Origin of the sequence: Pseudidiomarina sediminum DSM 21906, assembly GCF_000423165.1 — a bacterium.
GTDB classification, from domain to species: Bacteria; Pseudomonadota; Gammaproteobacteria; order Enterobacterales; family Alteromonadaceae; genus Pseudidiomarina; species Pseudidiomarina sediminum.
In genome coordinates this window covers 279,079-298,331 of the sequence record NZ_AUHL01000006.1, presented here as the reverse complement: position 1 = coordinate 298,331, position 19,253 = coordinate 279,079, and the positions used below count along the sequence as shown (strand labels likewise).

The 19,253-nt window shown below is 51.4% G+C and carries 16 protein-coding genes; 7 read left to right on the top strand and 9 right to left on the bottom strand.

Translation table 11 applies throughout. The annotated features are described in order from the left end of the window. Positions 1 to 4 precede the first annotated feature (4 nt). The 4 genes from G535_RS0103025 to rpe all read right to left on the bottom strand — a co-directional run bounded on the left by G535_RS0103025 (position 5) and on the right by rpe (position 4,447). On the bottom strand, positions 5 to 1,720 hold the full coding sequence (locus tag G535_RS0103025; protein ID WP_026860709.1) for a putative bifunctional diguanylate cyclase/phosphodiesterase: 1,716 nt from the start codon (positions 1,718 to 1,720) through the stop codon (positions 5 to 7). A gap of 77 nt (positions 1,721 to 1,797) precedes the next feature. Further along, positions 1,798 to 2,730: a glycosyltransferase family 32 protein gene (locus G535_RS12790; RefSeq protein WP_051206927.1), complete on the bottom strand. Its 933-nt coding sequence runs from the start codon at positions 2,728 to 2,730 to the stop codon at positions 1,798 to 1,800. A gap of 6 nt (positions 2,731 to 2,736) precedes the next feature. Then, complete coding sequence (gene trpS, locus G535_RS0103015; protein ID WP_026860708.1) at positions 2,737 to 3,744, bottom strand: tryptophan--tRNA ligase; 1,008 nt, start codon at positions 3,742 to 3,744, stop codon at positions 2,737 to 2,739. 25 nt (positions 3,745 to 3,769) lie between these two features. Further along, positions 3,770 to 4,447, bottom strand: coding sequence for a ribulose-phosphate 3-epimerase (rpe, locus tag G535_RS0103010; RefSeq protein ID WP_026860707.1), 678 nt, complete (start codon positions 4,445 to 4,447; stop codon positions 3,770 to 3,772). Positions 4,448 to 4,642: 195 nt separating this feature from the next. On the opposite strand from rpe, the gene G535_RS13815 reads away from it, so the two are divergent. Both G535_RS13815 and G535_RS0103000 read left to right on the top strand, forming a co-directional pair. Beyond that, positions 4,643 to 5,023: a hypothetical protein gene (locus G535_RS13815; RefSeq protein ID WP_051206926.1), complete on the top strand. Its 381-nt coding sequence runs from the start codon at positions 4,643 to 4,645 to the stop codon at positions 5,021 to 5,023. Then, positions 5,023 to 5,214, top strand: coding sequence for a DUF2970 domain-containing protein (locus G535_RS0103000; RefSeq protein WP_026860706.1), 192 nt, complete (start codon positions 5,023 to 5,025; stop codon positions 5,212 to 5,214). The genes G535_RS13815 and G535_RS0103000 overlap by 1 nt, the downstream gene beginning before the upstream one ends. Here G535_RS0103000 and prlC read toward each other — a convergent pair. Beyond that, a complete protein-coding gene (prlC, locus tag G535_RS0102995) occupies positions 5,211 to 7,277 on the bottom strand; it encodes an oligopeptidase A (RefSeq protein WP_026860705.1) in 2,067 nt (688 codons plus the stop codon). The genes G535_RS0103000 and prlC overlap by 4 nt on opposite strands. A gap of 100 nt (positions 7,278 to 7,377) precedes the next feature. On the opposite strand from prlC, the gene G535_RS0102990 reads away from it, so the two are divergent. Next, positions 7,378 to 9,684, top strand: a complete 2,307-nt coding sequence (locus G535_RS0102990) for a S9 family peptidase (protein WP_026860704.1) — start codon at positions 7,378 to 7,380, stop codon at positions 9,682 to 9,684. Here G535_RS0102990 and G535_RS13810 read toward each other — a convergent pair. Next, positions 9,664 to 10,458 (bottom strand): M48 family metallopeptidase, encoded by a 795-nt coding sequence (locus tag G535_RS13810; RefSeq protein ID WP_051206925.1) that lies wholly within the window; start codon positions 10,456 to 10,458, stop codon positions 9,664 to 9,666. The two genes, G535_RS0102990 and G535_RS13810, sit on opposite strands and share 21 nt — an antisense overlap. A gap of 45 nt (positions 10,459 to 10,503) precedes the next feature. Between G535_RS13810 and gorA the strand changes: the two genes are divergently transcribed. Next, the gene (gorA, locus tag G535_RS0102980) at positions 10,504 to 11,859 is read left to right on the top strand and encodes a glutathione-disulfide reductase (protein WP_026860703.1); all 1,356 of its coding nucleotides are present in this window, start codon (positions 10,504 to 10,506) and stop codon (positions 11,857 to 11,859) included. A 12-nt stretch (positions 11,860 to 11,871) separates the two neighbouring features. Here the strand turns inward: gorA and G535_RS12775 are convergent, their stop codons facing one another. Beyond that, positions 11,872 to 12,570 (bottom strand): DNA-3-methyladenine glycosylase I, encoded by a 699-nt coding sequence (locus G535_RS12775; RefSeq protein WP_034727404.1) that lies wholly within the window; start codon positions 12,568 to 12,570, stop codon positions 11,872 to 11,874. Between the two features lie 89 nt (positions 12,571 to 12,659). Here G535_RS12775 and G535_RS0102970 point away from each other — a divergent pair, with 89 nt between their 5' ends. The 3 genes from G535_RS0102970 (at position 12,660) to G535_RS0102960 (ending at position 17,707) form a co-directional block, all read left to right on the top strand. After that, positions 12,660 to 13,676 (top strand): CNNM domain-containing protein, encoded by a 1,017-nt coding sequence (locus G535_RS0102970; protein WP_026860702.1) that lies wholly within the window; start codon positions 12,660 to 12,662, stop codon positions 13,674 to 13,676. A gap of 12 nt (positions 13,677 to 13,688) precedes the next feature. Beyond that, positions 13,689 to 14,711, top strand: a complete 1,023-nt coding sequence (locus tag G535_RS13805; RefSeq protein ID WP_051206924.1) for a GGDEF domain-containing protein — start codon at positions 13,689 to 13,691, stop codon at positions 14,709 to 14,711. Between the two features lie 116 nt (positions 14,712 to 14,827). Beyond that, positions 14,828 to 17,707 carry an insulinase family protein gene (locus G535_RS0102960; RefSeq protein WP_026860701.1) on the top strand — a complete coding sequence of 960 codons (2,880 nt, stop codon included), beginning with the start codon at positions 14,828 to 14,830 and terminating at the stop codon, positions 17,705 to 17,707. A gap of 1 nt (position 17,708) precedes the next feature. Here the strand turns inward: G535_RS0102960 and G535_RS14020 are convergent, their stop codons facing one another. Together G535_RS14020 and G535_RS13800 are read right to left on the bottom strand one after the other, a co-directional pair. Beyond that, the gene (locus G535_RS14020; protein ID WP_084616767.1) at positions 17,709 to 17,852 is read right to left on the bottom strand and encodes a DUF2256 domain-containing protein; all 144 of its coding nucleotides are present in this window, start codon (positions 17,850 to 17,852) and stop codon (positions 17,709 to 17,711) included. 13 nt (positions 17,853 to 17,865) lie between these two features. Continuing rightward, the gene (locus G535_RS13800) at positions 17,866 to 19,224 is read right to left on the bottom strand and encodes a DUF3300 domain-containing protein (protein ID WP_051206923.1); all 1,359 of its coding nucleotides are present in this window, start codon (positions 19,222 to 19,224) and stop codon (positions 17,866 to 17,868) included. Positions 19,225 to 19,253: the final 29 nt, after the last annotated feature.

The window sequence follows — 19,253 nt, the reverse complement described above, 5'->3', positions numbered from 1 at the left end:
GCAGCTAGCGCTGCTGACGATGCAAAAACGCTTGATAGTCTTCTGCTGGCATAGGTTTTGCCAGCAAGTAGCCTTGCACATAGTCGCAACCAAGCCGCTTAAGCTCCTCAGCTTGCTGCTCCGTTTCAACCCCTTCGGCCAGCGTCTTCATGGCGAAAATATCTGCCATCGCGATAATGGTTTTTACAATGCCGTAATCAGCAGGGTTACTGAGCATTTCTTGGGTAAAACTCATATCGATTTTTAGCCGTTGCGCGTGCATTTGCTTGATATAGCTTAACGACGAATGCCCAATACCAAAATCATCAATAGCAATGGTAAAACCGCACTCCTGCAGCTCACGCAAGGTGACAAAGGCGTGCTGCGGGTCTTTCATCAACGCCGTTTCAGTGATCTCTAACTCAAACTGGGTGGGGGTAAACCCCGCCGTCTGAATTTTTTCGACCAACTGCTGAGCGAAATCTGGACGCTCAAGATCGCGTATCGAAATATTCACCGCATACGTCTGCTGTCCGAGGAGACCTTGGCGTTGCCAAACTTGCATGGTCGCCAACAACTGAGTGAAAATGGTCTCTGTAATTTGACAAATCAGCCCGCGCTCTTCGGCTAAGGGAATGAACTCTGCAGGCGAGACATCGCCAAAATGCGCATCGTTCCAACGCGCGAGCACTTCGGTGCCAGTGAACGCTCCGCTCACTGCAAATTGAGGCTGAAAATACAGGTGCAAACGTTCGTTTAACAAGGCCTCTTGCAAGCGCTTGGTTAACTCAAACCGACGGTTAAAACGCTCTGACATCGCTTGCTGATAGATCACCAGTTGCTGTTGGCGCGCTTTGGCTTCATGCAGGGCTAAATCAGCTTGCCGCCATAACGCTTCACTACGCGAACTATTTGGGGTCATCAATGATAACCCCGCACGTAAATTAATCCGAAACTCCGCTTGCCCAACACTTAGCGGCTGACTCAAGGCAGCAAGGTACTGCGTTGCGCGCTGCTGAATGGCTTCGCCATGCTCGCATAACACGGCAAACTCATCACCGCCGATGCGCGCGACAAAACTTCCCGCGGGAGCATGATCCTGGAGCCGTTGTGCCACTTCGCACAAAATCCGATCACCGACTTCATGGCCTGCGGTCTCATTGATTTCTTTGAAGCTGTCGATATCAAATACGGCAACAGCAAGTTGTTTGGCCGACGCCTGCATCTCAACCATCACCTTGTCGAGCATCGCAAAAAAGGTAGTTCGATTCGCCAGTTGTGTTAACTGATCGTAGGCTGACAACTGTTCAATTCGGCGCTGATGTTGCTTAATATCGGTAATATCCGCATACACCACGATCACACCACCTTGCGGCAACGGCGCGGCACTCACGGTTAACCAAGTGACCTCATCGGCAGTCACCACCTGCATGACTTGCCCTTCCACAATGCATTGCTCGCGTAACGCACGTGTGCTGGCGAAGCGCTCACTCGGCATCGGGCTACCGTCCTCGGCAAGAATTTGCCACCGCGCATCATCAATATCCCGCCCGACATGGGCACTGGTGGGTTGCTTTAAAATACGTTCGGCCGCAGGGTTTGCAGCAATGATTTGGCCACTACTATCGGCAACGGAAATACCCACTGGAGCCAACTCGTAGATGGTCTGCCAGCGCTCATACTGTTGCTGCAAATAATGAATGTCAGTGAGTCTTGATGGGTCGAGCGAAGATCGTCGCATGGCAGTGTGCTAGCGCTGAAAATGATCGTGCTACTATACGACTGCGCTTGAGTGAGGACAATCGTTTTTACGTTTCTCTACTTACTGCTAAGGTACCGGCCCACAATGCTGCGTGTGAAGTACCAACGGTGCTTTAGATAAGCGTCCAACTTGCGCCGTTCACCGCCGCGTAACTTAATCACCGCAGGAGCTTGTTGCTGAGTCTGCCAAAGGAGCTTGGCATACAAACGTTTTCGCCGCCATTGTGAGTGTGCCTGTAACACGTAAGCACTTTGCTCTGCACAGACCAGCGCGAGCCGATAACGCTGTGTCGCTTGAGGATGTTGCAGTAGCTCCTGCGCAGCCACATGCATCGTATGATAACTCGGATCGCCGATGGCTTGCGTCAGCGCGGTATAGCGTCCTTCGTCACGCAAACGCTGCAAGTACGGCTCGGTTCTCTCGGTGAGAATAATCGCACTAAAAAGGGCTAACCAATCCTGCACAAAACGACTGCCTGGAGTGGCGACCATCAACCAATTTTCTACCACCGGAATGGTGTCGCTCGTGGTATAACGCTCTAAATAATAACCAATAAACTCGGCATCACTGTGCGCGGCATAGAGTGAAGCCAAAGGTTGGGTCAGAATCACCGATGCGTCGACCCAAATACCGCCGTAGCGCGCCAATAAATTCAGCCGAAACCAATCCGCTTGCTTGGTAATGTGCAGCGTTGCCAGCTGCTCTGGAATGTCATCAATAAACTCCTGTACGGAGTCCGCATTGAGGACATGAATGGCGTAATCAGGGTGAAGCCGGCGCCAGCCTTCGATACAGGTTGCGACCGTTGCTGGCAGTTCCGGGCTGTGCCAAAAGGTCCAGATGATTTTAGGTACCTCGGCAGTTGCCGCAGGAGCTTCGCCGAAACGCTGGCATTGTGCTACCGGCAATGCGACCGGGCGGGTATGGCGCCAAAACCACGCCATACCACCAAGCAATAACAACGCTAGCAGCGCAACACTCACACTCATCACGGATTAACGTGGGCGTGGTACGAAACCAACCACGTCATACACCTGCTGCAAGGTTTGCGCAGCATGTGCACTCGCCGCTTCCGCCCCTTTCGCCATCACCTGATTAAGGAACGCCATATCACTGCGGTAGTCTTGATAGCGTTGCTGAATAGGTTCAAGCATCGCGACCACAGCATCAGCCGTGTCAGTCTTCAAATGACCGTACATTTTGTCTTCATACTCTGGCACCAAATCAGCAATAGTACGACCGGTGGCCGCCGAGAGGATGGATAACAAGTTTGATACGCCCGGCTTTTCCTCAACATCGAAGAAAATACGCGCTTGCTCATCAGAGTCAGTTACCGCTCGCTTCAGCTTTTTGCTGACTTTTTTCGGATCTTCAAGCAAACCAATAAAGTTGTTCGGGTTGTCATCTGACTTCGACATTTTCTTCAAGGGGTCTTGCAAGCTCATCACTCGCGCGCCCACTTCTGGAATAAATGGGTCTGGAATCGTGAAGACATCACCGTAGATATTGTTAAACCGTGTTGCAACATCACGCGCAAGCTCTAAGTGTTGCTTCTGATCGTTCCCCACCGGCACTTGGTTGGCTTGATACATCAGAATATCTGCGGCCATTAACGTCGGGTAGGTAAACAAACCAGCATTGACGTTGTTTGAATGACGATCTGACTTGTCTTTGAATTGCGTCATACGGCTCAACTCACCCATTTGGGTGTAGCAATTGAGTACCCACGCGAGTTGCGCATGCTCAGGCACGTGCGACTGAACGAACACGACGCTGCGTTCAGGGTCTAGGCCGCACGCCAAATATAACGCTAAGCCATCGAGGGTCGCTTGACGCAGCTTTTCTGGATCTTGGCGCACGGTAATCGCATGCAAGTCAACTAACATGAAGCGACAATCATGACTATCTTGCATGTTGACCCACTGACGTAAGGCGCCAATGTAGTTACCGATAGAGAGTTGTCCTGATGGCTGACAGCCACTTAATACAATGGGTTTGCTCATGTTATTTTCCGTTACGTCTCAATGCTTACAATGAATGAACTTGCGCGAGTTCAGCGCGCATCTCTGCGATTACTTTCGCATAATCGGGCTGGTTAAAAATGGCCGAACCGGCCACGAACATATCAGCTCCTGCTGCCGCTATCTCGGCAATATTCTCTGTTTTCACACCACCATCGATTTCCAACTTAATGTCGTAGCCACTTGCATCAATACGTTGCCGCGCTTGCTTCAACTTATCGAGGGTCGCGGGAATAAAGCTCTGGCCACCAAAGCCCGGATTGACAGACATTAGCAAGATGACATCAACTTTATCCATCACATAATCAAGGTAATGTAGTGGGGTCGCCGGATTAAACACCAAACCAGCTTTACATCCATGGTCACGGATCTGCTGTAAGCAGCGATCTATGTGCGTCGCGCCCTCTGGATGAAAGGTGATGATCGAAGCGCCCGCAGCCGCAAAGTCATCAATCATACGCTCCACTGGCTGAACCATTAAGTGCACGTCAATAGGTGCGGTAATGCCGTAATCACGCAAGGCTTTACAGACCATTGGGCCGATGGTTAAGTTCGGTACGAAATGATTATCCATCACATCGAAGTGAACCACATCGGCTCCAGCTGCGAGAACCGCTTCGACCTCTTCACCTAAACGAGCGAAGTCAGCCGATAAAATAGAAGGTGCAATCAAGAAGTCTGCCATGATTCGCTCCACATTTGAGACATGGTTTGAGGCGGTGCCACATTAGGTGCCACTTAGGCGATGCCTAGAAAGTGCACTAGTTTATCAAACCCTCGCTGGCTTGCCAGTGAAAAAAAACCTCGAAAAGCGTAGCAAATGCAACATTATCTTGATAAATTGTACGTTATTCACGCAGTTGTTAAGGAGGCGTCACTCATGACAGCACAACACACAACATCAACAATCTCACTTCGCTCTAAGGCGAAGCGTAAAATTGCGACCAGCGTCATCAGCGTTGGTATGGTGATGGCTGTGGTGGTCCTTAGCTCAAACAACACTGCGGACAATAGCGCAACGCAACTTACCGCGATGAGCCAAGCGCACTGCCAACAACTCCTGAATAACTCTGAAGACGCCAGCACAGCACAACAGTGCGGACAAACGACAAAAACGAATGAGTTAACTTGGGGTACTTGGTTGACAGGAAACAGTCGCTCGACCCAATTTCACTTCATGGATCTGTTCGAGTTGCTGTTCGGTAGTTCCGAGCGTAGTGGTAGCGATTACAATAGCGACAAGAAAGTTCGTCTCGGCTAATGGCTCGCTCAACCAGCCTTTTTAGTACTGTCTTTAGCGTGCTCGCCGCGTTATTTGGAGTGCAAACTGAAGAAAACCGTCAACGCGACTTCAGCAACGGCAAACCAGCTGCCTTCATCGCTATTGGGGTTTTCTTCATCGTGTTATTTGTCATCACACTCTTGTTAATCGTGAACTGGGTCGTCCGTTAAGACGCACGACCCGCTTGCTCTTGTGATTCAATACCTGAGTGCCGCAACAAGGCATCCACTTCTGGCGCACGGCCACGGAAAGCTTTAAAAAGCTCCATCGCATCACGGGAACCACCGCGCTCCAAGATCGCCGTTAAGAAGTCTTGACCCACCTCACGGTTGAAAATACCTTCTTCTTCAAAACGTCCAAAGGCATCCGCAGAAAGCACTTCAGCCCACTTGTAACTGTAGTAGCCTGCCGCATAACCGCCGGCAAAGATATGCCCAAAGCTATGCTGAAAGCGGTTGTAACTCGGTGGTTGACGCACCGCGACTTGCTCCCGCACCTTGTCCAAGATGGCTTGAATTTGATCGCCCTGCTCAGGCGCGTAATCGCGATGAATGCGCAGATCAAACAAGCTAAACTCAAGTTGTCGCACCATCTGCATCGCCGATTGAAAGTTACGTGCTGCCAGCATTTTCTCAAGCAACTCAGCTGGCAATGGCTGTCCTGTTTCATAGTGACCGGAAATCATCGCTAACGCTTCAGGCTCCCAACACCAGTTCTCCAGAAACTGCGACGGCAACTCAACCGCATCCCACGCCACACCATTAATACCAGAGACACCGGCAACATCAACTTTAGTCAACATGTGATGTAAACCATGCCCAAATTCATGGAATAACGTCAACACTTCGTCATGGGTAAACAATGCCGGCTTATCACCAACCGGTTTATTAAAGTTACAGGTCAAATACGCGACTGGGCGTTGCAATGTATTCTGTTGCGTAACGCGCCTTACAGCGCACTCGGCCATCCACGCGCCGCCGCGCTTACCACTGCGGGCATAGAGATCTAAGAAAAAGCTGCCGCGAACTTCATCGTTACTGTCACGGATGACAAAGTAACGGACGTTATCATGGTAGCTAGAAGGCACCGCTTGCTCTTCGACTTGAATGCCGAACAGTTGTTTAACGATGCTGAACAAGCCTTTCACAACCTGATGTTCAGGGAAATAAGGGCGTAGTGCTTCGTCAGAGATGGCATAGGTGTTTTGCTTTAACTTCTCACTGTAATAAGCCAGATCCCAAGCTTCGAGGCTGTCTGCTTGATAATGCTCACGCGCAAAGGCCACCACCTCGGCGTAATCTGCACGCGCTTGCGGTAATGAGCGTGTTGCTAAGTCTTGTAAAAACTGCTCAATTTGCGCCGGTGAATCTGCCATCTTGGTCGCCACACTCAGTTCGGCGTAATTATTAAAGCCCAGTAGCTGCGCCATTTCATGGCGTAGTGCCATAATTTCAGCCATCACCGCCGTGTTATCGAATTGACCTGCTTGTGGTCCTTGCTCCGAAGCCCGAGTGGTAAACGCTTGATAGAGTTCTTTGCGCAACTCTGCGTCATCGGCATACATCATCACCGGTAAGTAGCTCGGGATCGATAACCCAAAGCGCCAGCCCTGCTGATCATGTTCAGCTGCTGCTGCAGCTGCTGCTTCAACCGCACTTTCCGGCAGCCCCGCGAGGCGTGCTTCATCGGTCACCAAGTAATGCCAACCATCGGTGGCATCGAGCAAGTTATTACTAAACTGTGAGGAAAGCTCGGCTAACTTCGCTTGAATCGCGGCAAAACGCTGCTTTTCTTCAGCCGGCAGGGCAACGCCAGAGAGCTCAAAATCGCGCAAAGTGTCAGTCACCACTTTACGCTGCGCTTCGCTTAGCTCGGTAAAGTCGTCAGCGTCATGCAAGGCTTTAAACGCTTTGAAGAGACCTTCGTGTTGCCCGACAAAAGTACCGTATTCGCTTAATAACGGTAAGCAGGCATCATGCGCTTCACGCAGTTCCGGCGAGCTGACGACCGCGTTCAAATGGGACACGGGTGACCAGCTACGTTCTAGCAAGTCATCGACTTCTTCCAACGGAGCAACCAAGTCATCCCAAGTATAACGCCCTTGTTCGAGGACCTGTTCAATCGTGGCTTTACAGGTGGCGATGCGCTGCTCAATCGCCGGCACAATATGTGCCGGCTGAATGTCAGCAAAAGGCGGCAACTGGTAATCACCTAACAAAGGGTTTTGACTCATACGGCTTCCTCTTGAATAATGCGCTGTGTAACTATGTTAAAGATGTTAGGCCATCACGCGCTTTTTCAAGGCCTCTATGCGCGAATCACAGGAAAATACTATGGAACTTGTCGCTTTGCTTCGCTCCAAGCTACGTCTTAGTCTCGTGGCTGGACTTACTCTAACAACCCTCGCTGGGTGTAGTAGTTTACCGACCAGCTCGAGCACGGACAGTGTCGCCAGCATTGCCACCGATGGTGAGCAACTGCGGCTTGCGGAACTTTATCAAGCACCGACCTATCACGCCGGTGGCGTACCGCCAACCCGTTGGCTGGCCGATGGCAGTGGCTACACCACGCTAGAAGCCGCTGCGCAAGGCGACGGCAATGACTTGGTACGCTACCATCCTGAAACGCAAGCGCGTGCCATATTGATTACTGCCGCAGAACTTACGCCAAAGGGCCACGATGAGCCTTTGCAACTTGCCGATTACCAGTGGTCAAACGACGGTCAAAAGCTACTCATTTTTACCAACACCAAACGTTCATGGCGTACGCATACCCTCGGTGATTACTGGGTGTTTGACCTGCAACAACGCAGCCTTACCCAGCTTGGCACCTTTGCCGAACCTTCAACGTTACAATTTGCGAAATTTGACCCGCAAGCCGAGCGTGTGGCTTACGTGATGCAGAATAATATCTATGTAGAACGTTTGCGGGACGGCAAAATTACCCAATTAACCGACGACGGCAGCACCAGCATCGTCAACGGCACTTTCGATTGGGTCAATGAAGAAGAGTTCTTCTTACGTGACGGTTTTCGTTGGAGCCCCGACGGTGAGTCCATTGCCTACTGGCAATTGGACACATCGGGCACGCCTGACTTCACCATGATCAACAATACCGATAGCCTCTATCCAACCTTGAAAACCTTCCCTTATCCGAAGGTAGGTGAAACCAACGCAGCCATGCGCATTGGGGTGATGCCAGCCACAGGTGGTGACACCACCTGGATGAAGGTGCCAGGCGATCCACGCCAGCACTACTTGGTGCGCATGCAGTGGGCCGGTAACTCAGAGCAGTTATTGATTCAACAACTGACCCGCTCGCAAGCTATCAACCGTGCATTTATTACTGACGCCAACTCTGGTGAGGTACGTGAAGTACTGCGCGAAACTACTGAAAGCTGGGCGGAGTATGTGGATGACGTTCAGTTCCTGGCAGACGGCAAACACTTTACCTGGTTAAGCGAGCGTGATGGCTACCGCCATATTTATCGCGCCAATCGCACTACTGGTCACCTGCAAGCCATCACCAAGGGCAACTGGGATGTGGTGGAAGTACTGCAAATCAATGAAGCGCAAGGCTGGGTCTATTTTATCGCCTCGCCTGAGACGCCATTAGAACGCTATTTGTTCCGTGCGAGCCTAGATGGTTCGGGTAAACTTGAGCGCTTAACACCCGCGCAAGCAGGCACCCACAGCTACCAGCTGTCAGCCGATGCTGCCTATGCCGTGCATACCTACTCCAGTGTCACCCAAGTGCCGCAAGTGGACATGGTTAGCCTGCCGCAGCATCAACAGATCCGCATGATCAAAGACAATGCCACCGCACAGAACGCCTTCAATGCGTTAGCTCGCGGTAGCTTCGAGTTCTTCCAAGTGGAAGCCCAAGACGGCCTCATGCTCGACGGTTTCTTAATGAAGCCAGTCGACTTTGACCCAGCCAAGCAGTATCCAATCGTTTACTATGTTTACGGTGAACCTTGGGGCCAAACCGTGAGCAATAGCTGGGGTGGCGAACGCTTTTTGTGGCACACCTACCTGACCCAACAAGGTTATATCGTGGCATCAGTAGATAACCGCGGAACGCGCTCACCACGTGGCTACGATTGGCGGCGCTCGATTTATAAGAACTTGGGTGTGATCACCGTGCGCGATCAGCATGACGCGTTGCAAGCGATGCTCAAACGCTGGTCCTTCATCGATCAAGACCGTGTGGCGATTTGGGGCCACAGTGGCGGTGGTTCGCAAACGCTGAACGCAATGTTCCGCTACCCAGACAGTTATCACGTTGGTATGGCTCTGGCACCTGTGCCAGATCTCACCCTGTACGACACGATTTATCAGGAACGTTACTCAGGTTTGCTCCCTGAAGCAGCGGAAAGTTACCGTGAAACATCAGCGATCACCCATGCGAAAAACCTCCAAGGCGAATTGCTGTTAGTGCATGGTACTGCTGACGACAACGTCCACTTCCAAGGCTCTGAGCGCTTGGTCAACGAGCTTATCAAGCATGGTAAGCAGTTTGAGTTCTTCGCGTACCCAAACCGTACCCACGGTATTCGCGAAGGTGAAGGCACGACGGAGCACTTACGTACCATGATGGTGGAGTTCCTACAGGAAAATCTACCGGCAGGTGGCCGTTAGGTCGTCCTCGTGATAATCAAGATAGGTTTCGTTCAGCACGGTCATACCGTGCTGACGAAGCCACTTCTCAGCAGCTTGATAATCGCTCGAATGCTGCGCCACGAGCGCCCAAAACGCCGCGCTATGATTGAATTCCTGTAAATGACATAACTCGTGGATCACCACATTGCGCACCACCCACTCTGGTGCTAACCATAGTTTCCAAGAAAAGCTTAACTCACCTTTGCGAGTGCAATGCCCCCATTTACTAGAGAAGCTCTTTACCTGCCACCCTTGTGGCTGTAACGTTTCACGCCGACACCACTGCGCAAAAAAGGCATCAAGCCAAGCCTGCGCTTGCTGTTTATACCACGCAATAATCACACCGCGCGGCTCGCGTTCAGGGTTCGCGCGTGGTGTTCGCGTGGCCAGTAGCTGCTGCCCCTCACGCTTGCAGCTTTTGCGCGATGCTTGCTGCACCTCCAAGGTCAGAGGCTCCCCTAACCAACGCAACCGCTCACCAGCTTGCCAATAGCGCGGCGAGAGCTTGGCAAGATGCTGCTGTTGTTGCTGCAAATGCTTGTCTATCCATGCTTGTTTGCGTTGCACAAAGCTGCGAATGCGAGTTTCTGACAGGTGCAGCGGCGCTTGCACAATCACTTCACCCTGACTGATTTTAATCGCCACGGTTCGGCGGCGTTTGCTACGTTGGATAGGATAGATTGCGCTCATCGCTTTTTTCGTCTCATTGTCAGGGGCAGACACGTTGCACACTAAGTTAATTTGGGCGATCATGAGCCCTTTCTTTTGACAGATTAGCATGTAACAGGAGTACAACGCATGACCCGACATTACGATTATCTGGCCATTGGTGCTGGTAGCGGCGGTATTGCCTCAGCAAACCGAGCTGCGATCCGTGGTGCAAAAGCTGCAGTGATTGAAGCTAAAGCGGTAGGCGGCACCTGCGTGAATGTCGGCTGCGTTCCTAAAAAAGTCATGTGGTACGGCGCCCATATCGCTGAGGCGTTGAAATACAGTGAAGCTTACGGTTTCGACGTGCAGCAAAAGGGCTTCGATTGGAGCACGCTGGTGCGCAATCGTGAAGCCTACATTGAACGTATTCACGGCGGTTACCAACGTGGCTTTGCCAGCAATGGCGTTGAATACATTGAAGGTTTTGCTCGCTTTGTCGATAGCAATACCGTCGAAGTGAACGGCGAGCATATCACTGCCGACCATATCACTATCGCGGTCGGTGGACGCCCGCTGATCCCAACCTGTGAAGGCGCCGAATACGGCATCGATTCTGACGGCTTCTTTGCTCTTGAACAACGCCCAAACAAAGCTGTGGTCGTGGGGGCCGGTTACATCGCGGTAGAAATCGCCGGTGTGTTGCATGCGTTAGGTAGTGACAGCCATCTGTTGGTACGCGGCGATCGGCCATTGCGTTACTTTGATCAAGACATCACTGATGCCTTGCTCGAACGCCTCAAGCAAGATGGTCCTGAGCTGCATACGCACACCGTCGTAGCCAAAGTTGAAAAAGACGCGCAAGGCTTGCTGACTGTGCATACTGAAAGCGGCGAAGTGATTGACGGTGTTGATTGCTTGATCTGGGCGATTGGCCGCGAACCAGCAACGGACAGCATCAACCTTGCAGCAGCAGGCGTAACTGCCGATGCCAATGGTTTCATTCGCACGGATAAATACCAGAACACCAACGTGAAAGGTATTTACGCGGTGGGCGACATTACCGGTGAAGCACAATTGACACCAGTGGCAATCAAGGCCGGTCGGTTACTGGCAGAGCGTTTGTTCAACCCAGAACTACCTGATGCGCACATGGATTACAGCCAAATCCCAACCATCGTGTTCAGCCATCCGCCGATCGGCACTGTCGGGTTAAGCGAAGAAGAAGCCAAAGCTCAGTACGGCGCAACCAACGTGAAAGTCTATCGCTCACAATTTGCCGCCATGTACAACGCCATCACCCCGCATCGTGCGCTTAGCACCTTTAAACTGGTCTGCACCGGTGACGATGAAAAAGTGGTCGGTATTCACGGCATTGGCGAAGGCATGGACGAAGTACTGCAAGGCTTTGCCGTCGCCATGAAAATGGGCGCCACCAAGGCCGACTTCGACGCCACCGTCGCCCTTCACCCCACCAGCGCCGAAGAATTTGTAACCCTACGTTAAGCGGCCTTCAGTCTAGCGCGCACGTTTCGGTGCGCGCTCTTCGGGTAGGGCATCGACGGTCATGGATAGAATGCGCGAGAGGTGGCTGAACGGTAGTCCCGTTTCGTCATGCCATTGGTTGAAGACGGTTTGGATCTGTTTTAAACCGCGTTGACTGGTCGGTGAACTATCCAGCAACTGATGATTGCGCAGTGCGGTTAACACATCCGGCGATAACACATAGCCATCCCACCCCACACGTCGTAAAAAGTGCTGGGCGGTAGCGCCGGCTAAACGCGAGCCATGTTTTTTCAAGTAAATCAGCAACTCTGCTTGCTGCTGATGTGGCCACTGCGCGAGAAACTGTCCAAATGAGCCATATTCCTCGGCCAATTCTACAATCATGCGCGCGTTCACAGGCACTGTTTCAATCTTCTGCCAATTCCGAATAATGCGGGTATCGTTAGCCAGTTGTTCGAGCCTTTCTGGCGGCACCTGCTGCCAATACAGCGGAAAGAAACCACTGAAGGCTTGTTCAAAGCCTGGCCATTTGTGATCAATGATGCGCCAGACAAAACCCGCGCGAAAAATGCAGCGGGTCATCTCGCCAAGGTAGTAGGCATCTTCCTGCGCGGCGAGTTGTTCAGGGGTACGTACAGCAGGCAGCCGCGCAGTCATTTCCGCCTGCCCTTTGCGCGCCAATGCGCGCTCGTAAAAGTACTCAAATTTCATAGCACGTCCGTGGTTCACATGAGAAACGCTAGTAAGGAGCCTATCGGCTGTGGTAATTTCAGCTTAACTCCTTAACTTGAAGACTACGAATGATTTTACTGATTGTTTTTGCGTTCGTCGCGATAGGCATCTCGTTTTTATGTTCCATTCTTGAGGCCGCACTACTCTCAATTACTCCGAGTTACATCGCTCAACAAAAAGCCTCAAATCCTAAGTTGCATGCGCAGTTACAGCAGCTTAAACAAACCATTGATCGCCCCCTGGCAGCGATTCTTACCTTGAACACCATTGCCCACACCGCAGGTGCCGCAGGTGTTGGTGCTCAAGTTGGGGTGGTCTTCGGTGATGGCTATTTAGCGCTCGCCTCCGCGGTCATGACCGTATTAATTTTGGTGCTTTCTGAAATTATTCCAAAAACTATTGGCGCCAAGTTTTGGCGAGGCTTAGCACCGTTTTTACCGACCACCCTCAATTTCTTGATCCTTTGTCTCAAGCCGTTTATTTGGCTCTCGGATCAAATCACCAAGCGCATCGGTGGCGAGTCTCATGACATTGATGTGCGTTCAGAAATTAAAGCACTGGCCATTGTTGGCAATGAACAAAACGTGATTGATAACGACGAGAAGCGAGTGATCAGTAACATTCTCGACCTACATGCGATTAAAGTAAGTAAAGCCATGACGCCGCGTACAGTTTGCACATCAGCGCGGCCAGACTACACTGTTAATGAATTTCTGGAACAAGTGAAGGCACTGCCCTACTCTCGTTTTCCAGTGATTGATGCTGATGAAATTCCACATGGATTGATTTTACGTAATGAGGCGCTTGCCGCCCATGGCGATCAGCCATTACGTGAGCTTGTACGTGATGTCGAGGTGTTTGCCCCCTCAGTAGATTTGGAAAGTGCATTGACGCACTTACTTGAAACCCGTCAACACATGGCGGTGATTTACGATGAGCACGGTACTTGGTTGGGACTGATTACCATGGAAGATATTATCGAAACCATTTTAGGCCAACCGATTATGGACGAAACGGACACCATCCCAAGCCTCCGTCGCTACGCCAAGCAACGCTGGGGACAACGCTTAAAACAGGACGAATAAGAGTTAGCCGATATGCATCAAATCAACGAGCAGTCGTATTCACATCAGGCGACCCTGCTGAAAGGGGTACTGAAAGTTATTGCGGTTTTTTCGTTGCTGATTGGCAGCTTGAACGTGGTCGTCTTTGCCTCCTACCAAGTGGCCTCGTTCAATTTCCTCAGTGTGGCGCTCGCCACACTGGTTTATGGCTATTTCTTACGTACCAAAAACCTAAAAGTTGCCTCCTGGCTCACCTGTCTATTTGTCATTTTCAATGTCGCCGTGTTTATTCACCTCACCAAGGGTGAAAATTACGCGTTGCTGTGGGTCATGGTATTGCCCCCCATCGTATTTTTCCTCCTCGGCCGCAAACTAGGCGCCTGGGTGGTTGGCCTGATTTTTGTTTATGTCATCGGCTACATGTATTTCCAATTACAACCACCGCGTCAAGATACGCTCGGAATGGGGGCGCTACTAAACATCACCGAAGTGTGCCTCGCGCTGTGGTTCATTTTCCGCTTTTACGAGTCCTCGCGCGAGTCAGCCTACCGTGAAATCGAGCATCAATCGATCACTGACAAGCTCACGCGACTCTACAATCGTAGTAAGCTCGACCATGTACTCGCCGAAGTCCACCACCATCTGCAAAGCGGTAAATACCAACGCGCCGCTATCGCTATACTCGATATCGACCACTTTAAAGACGTCAACGATCGTGTGGGTCATATTGTCGGTGATGAAGTACTGCAACATGTCGCCAGAGAACTTAAGCATTGCGTCACCAAGCACGGGGTTCTCGGTCGCTGGGGCGGTGAAGAATTCTTGGTACTGTTGCCCAGTTATAGCGTCGAAGACGCGGTGACCTTCTGTGAACAGGTACGGCGCTATATTGAACGAGGCACCAGCCCAAGTGGCGAAAAGCTTACCATTAGTATCGGGGTGGCCCCCCTCAATGCCACGCAATCCACCGAGCACGCTTTGATCGCTGCCGATCGCGCGCTGTATCAAGCCAAACAAGCGGGGCGCAATTGCGTACGCTTTATTAGTGACGATTAGTTTTTGTTACAAAGCTTCACTTCCATTTCTTTTTAGATCAGAAATAATCACATGATTCGAATCGCTTTCATGTTATGAGAGCCCTATCTCTTTTGAGCATTAACAAGCAGGACATTATGAAACGTTTAGTCTTAAGTAGTGCGGTAAGTCTCGCCTTACTCAGTGGCTGCGGTAGCCAGATGGTAACATCTGACGCACCGGCAACGGCCCAGCAAGCCATGCAAGCCAGCGTGGTGAAATCACCGAATGATAATCGCAGCTATAAGGTGATCACCCTTCCCAACCAGCTTGAAGTCATGCTGATCTCTGACCCGACGACAGAGAAGTCGGCCGCATCTTTGAGTGTTGGTGTTGGCTTACTGCACGACCCTATGACCCAGCAAGGCATGGCGCACTACCTTGAGCATATGCTGTTCTTAGGCACCGAAAACTATCCAGATACCAAAGGCTACTCAGAGTTCATGACCGCCAATGGTGGTGCGCAAAACGCGTACACCTGGTTAGATATCACCAACTACATGTTTAGTGTCAATAACGATGCTGTGGACGAAGCATTAGCGCGTTTTTCGGACTTCTTCAAAGCACCAATGCTCTACCCTGAATACACCGAAAAAGAGAAAAGTGCCGTCAATGCAGAGTGGTCGATGCGCCGCGAAATGGACTTCTTTGGTCAGTTCAAATTGGCACGAAACTTATTAGGTGACCACCCAGCCAACCGCTTCTTAATCGGTAACCTTGAGTCGCTTGGCGACAAAGAAGGTAGCAATCTGCATGAAGAAACCGTAGCGTTTTATAATCAGTATTATTCTGCCAATATCATGAAGGTAGCGCTGCTGGGCAATCAATCGTTAGCTGAACTTGAACAGCTCGCAGTGAAGCATTTCAGTTCAATTAAGAACAAAGAAATTGCGGAACCTGATGTCACCGCGACCATCGACTTCGCTGAAGTTGGCGGTAAACGTATTCACTACGTGCCCAACCAAGATATCAAACAGCTGAATCTCGAGTTCATCATTGACGATAACAGCGACCAGTTTGCCGTGAAACCCAATGCCTTTGTGTCCTATTTACTGGGCTCAGAAATGCCTGGCACACCAGCATTTGTCTTGAAAGAGCAAGGCCTTATTTCATCACTGAATGCCAGCGCAGACCCTACCCGTTACGGCAACTACGGGGCGTTTACGGTTAACTTGAACTTGACCGATCAAGGCATGCAGCATCGTGAAGCCATTACTGCGCTGTTGATGCAGTACATCGAGTTGATCAAAACGGAAGGCGTGGACGAAAAATACTTCCAAGAAATTCGTACCAGCCTCGCCAACCAGTTCCGTTTCTTAGAAAAATCAGACGAGTTTGGCTATGTCTCCAACCTAGCTGAAGCTATGCAGAACCGTCCAGCAGAAATGGCTATTGCTGCGCCGTTCCATTACGACGCTTTTGACGCCGATGCCATTCGCGCAGTACTCGATCAGCTCACGCCAGAGCGCCTGCGTATTTGGTACGTCAGTAAACAAGAGCCGCATGACAGTGAGCTGCACTACTACAATGGCAAATACAAGGTTGTTACCATCAGTGATGAAGAGCAAGCACGTTGGCAGCAACCAAGTGACTTGGCCTTGCATTTACCTGCGGTCAACCGCTTGTTGCCAGAGAATTTCGACATTGTGGCGGACACTTCGCGCACAACACCTGAGGTTGTGATTGAAGAACCAGGCCTTGAAATCTGGCATTACCCAAGCCAGCTGTTTACGGACCAGCCACGTGGTGTTTTGGAAATTCATATCAATAACACCGCTGCGCTAACCTCAGCGAAGGCCGACGTGTTGTTATCCATTTGGCGTGATCTGTATTCTCTTCAGCAAAGTGCGTTGATGACTGAAGCAGGTATTGCGGGTATGGGCGTAAGCCTATCGACGGGCACCGGTCTTACATTGTCACTAGGTGGCTTTACCGATAAGCAACCAGCGCTCCTCGAGCAAGCGCTTGCGAGTCTAAAAGTTGACGTCAATGCGCAGAACTTCGCCCAAGCAATTGACCGCTATGTCCGCGCGCTGAAAAACCAGAGCAAAGGGTTTGCGTACTCACAAGCCTTTGGTGCCTATAGCAAATTGCTACGTGAAGGATCGTTTAATACCGAAAAGCTCATTGCCACTGCCGAGTCACTGTCAGAGGTGGACCTACAGGTGTTCATGAATGAGCTCATGGCGGCCAATACCTTACGTGTATTTGCCTTTGGTAACTACGACCAAGCGGCCTTAACGAATGTTGCTGGCGAACTGCGTGCTGTGTTCCCAAGCAGCCGTCAGGTCACCGACTATCAAACCGCGCGCTTCTGGCAACCAGCAGCAGGTACAACCTTAGTCTGGCAGCAGGACATTGAAGCCGCTGATGTTGCGCTGGTCGATGTCAAAGTGCACCCAATCCCAGGTGCTGCCACCAAAGCTCAGGGGCGCTTACTTGCCGCTCACTTTAGCAATATTGTGTTCGACAAACTGCGCACAGAAGAACAGCTGGCGTATGCCGTCGGGGGGTTCTCGCCTGGTATCGATGAGTACACTGGCTTTGGGATGTTTATTCAAACCCCAGAAAAAGATGTGGCTGCCATGCAACAGCGGTTCGAAGACTTCCATGCGGAATACCAGCAAGTGCTTGCCGAAATGAGCGAAGCTGAGTTTGAACAGCTCAAAGCAAGTACGCTAGTGTCGCTGAAAGAGCCTGCGAAGAACTTACGTGAAGAAGTCGCGCCGTTGTTAAACGACTGGTATCGCGAGAAATATAGCTTTGATAGCAAGCAGCAGCTGATTGCGGCAATGGAGCAAGTGACCTTGGCAGATCTGCAGTCGTTCTACCAAGCCACCCTGCTCAGTGATGACGCTGCACGCATCAACGTACAAATGCGTGGTACAAAGTTTGCTGATAAGCCGTTTGCAGATTTACCTCAGCAAACCAAAGTGAACGACTTACAAAGCTTCCATCAACAAATGAAGAAACAGTAAGTTACGATTTCGACCTACTGCGGGAGCAGCGTTGGGAGCAATATTTCACCTGCTCCCAGTCGCGCTCCCATTTTTTTCGCCAAGTAAACGGGCGTTGGCACACCGCACAGAGCTTTTCTGGAAGGTGTGCTTTTTTATGTGCCATAACCACCTCTGCGTTACTCGATCTCATGTTTCACAGCGCTATTGCGCTCTGGTTTACCCCGCCCCTCGTTTTTCGGTCCTCGCACCGGCTGTTGGCGTACCACTGGCGCTGACGTTTTACGCTCCATGCGCGGCTGCTGACGTACCACAGGCGCCGGAGTGTTGCGTTCAACTCGCGGCTGTTGCCGCACCACTGGCTCCGCCACTCTGCGCTCGAAGCGCGGCTGCTGACGAACCACCGGCTCAGGTGCTTTGCGTTCCACCCGCGGTTGCTGCCGTACCACTGGCACAGCTTCTTTGCGCTCGAAACGCGGTTGTTGCCGCACTACCGGCTCTGGCGTCGAACGACGGATCACGCGTGGTTGGGTTTCAAGTTCAACCATCCGACGCCGTACTTCGACGTCATTCAACCGACGTTCTTGTCGCACTGGTGCACCTACGACACGATGCTCAGGATTTTTCTTAGCCAAGCCCGGCGGTTGTGGCGCTAAATCGCGATGGCGGTAATCAACATTACGACGATGATGAGGGTTATGGCGCCAGCGCTCGCCATCATTAGGACGCGGACGGTCATAGTTACGGCGCGGGTGACGTTTACGATCATGATAATGGTGATGATGAATCACTACATAGCGATCACGCCAGTAAAAATCACTGAAGTAATACCAGCTCGGTACGTTATACGAGAGGTTCCAACGAATACCATGACCGAAACTCACCGAAACCCCGAAGCCGTCCCAATAGACCGGCGGTGAGCGGTGCCACCAAGCACCATACACGCGACGTGTATCATACATCGGCACATAAACAATTTCGCGACGGACCGTTTCAATGCGAATGGTGTCGCGCTCACGCGCAACAGCCACATGATCGTCACTGCGCAAATTACCTGCCGCATAAGCTCGGTCACGCAGCAATTGAATGCTCGCCAACACATCTTCTTGTTGGGCTAAAAAAGCCTCACCAACAGCCTGAGTCCATTCCAGATCCTCGCTCATGCGCGTCAAAATATCTGGCGTCGCCACGAGTGCTTTCACACTAGGGTCCCAGTCAAACGCATCCGCTTGTTCCAAGGCTTGTTCGGGGCGTAAGTGGTCGTTGCGACGCGCCCAGCGCTCCGCCTGCACCACTTCAAGAGGATAAGTCGCAGCAATCAGAACATGCGACAACAGACTGTCAGGGTAGAGTGCGACTGGCGCAAGTAGACGGTCTAAATCCGCCCGTTGGTAGACACCATTGACGGGATACACCGCCTGACTTTGTACTTCTGAGGTCGCAGCAGGTACCGCCGTGCAGCCTACGGAAGCTGCTAAGGCTAGCGATAATGCCGTTAGCTTCAGCAACGGAAATTGACCTTTATTTATTGGGTTCATTTGTGAGCCTCCGTTCTAGCGACGGTGGT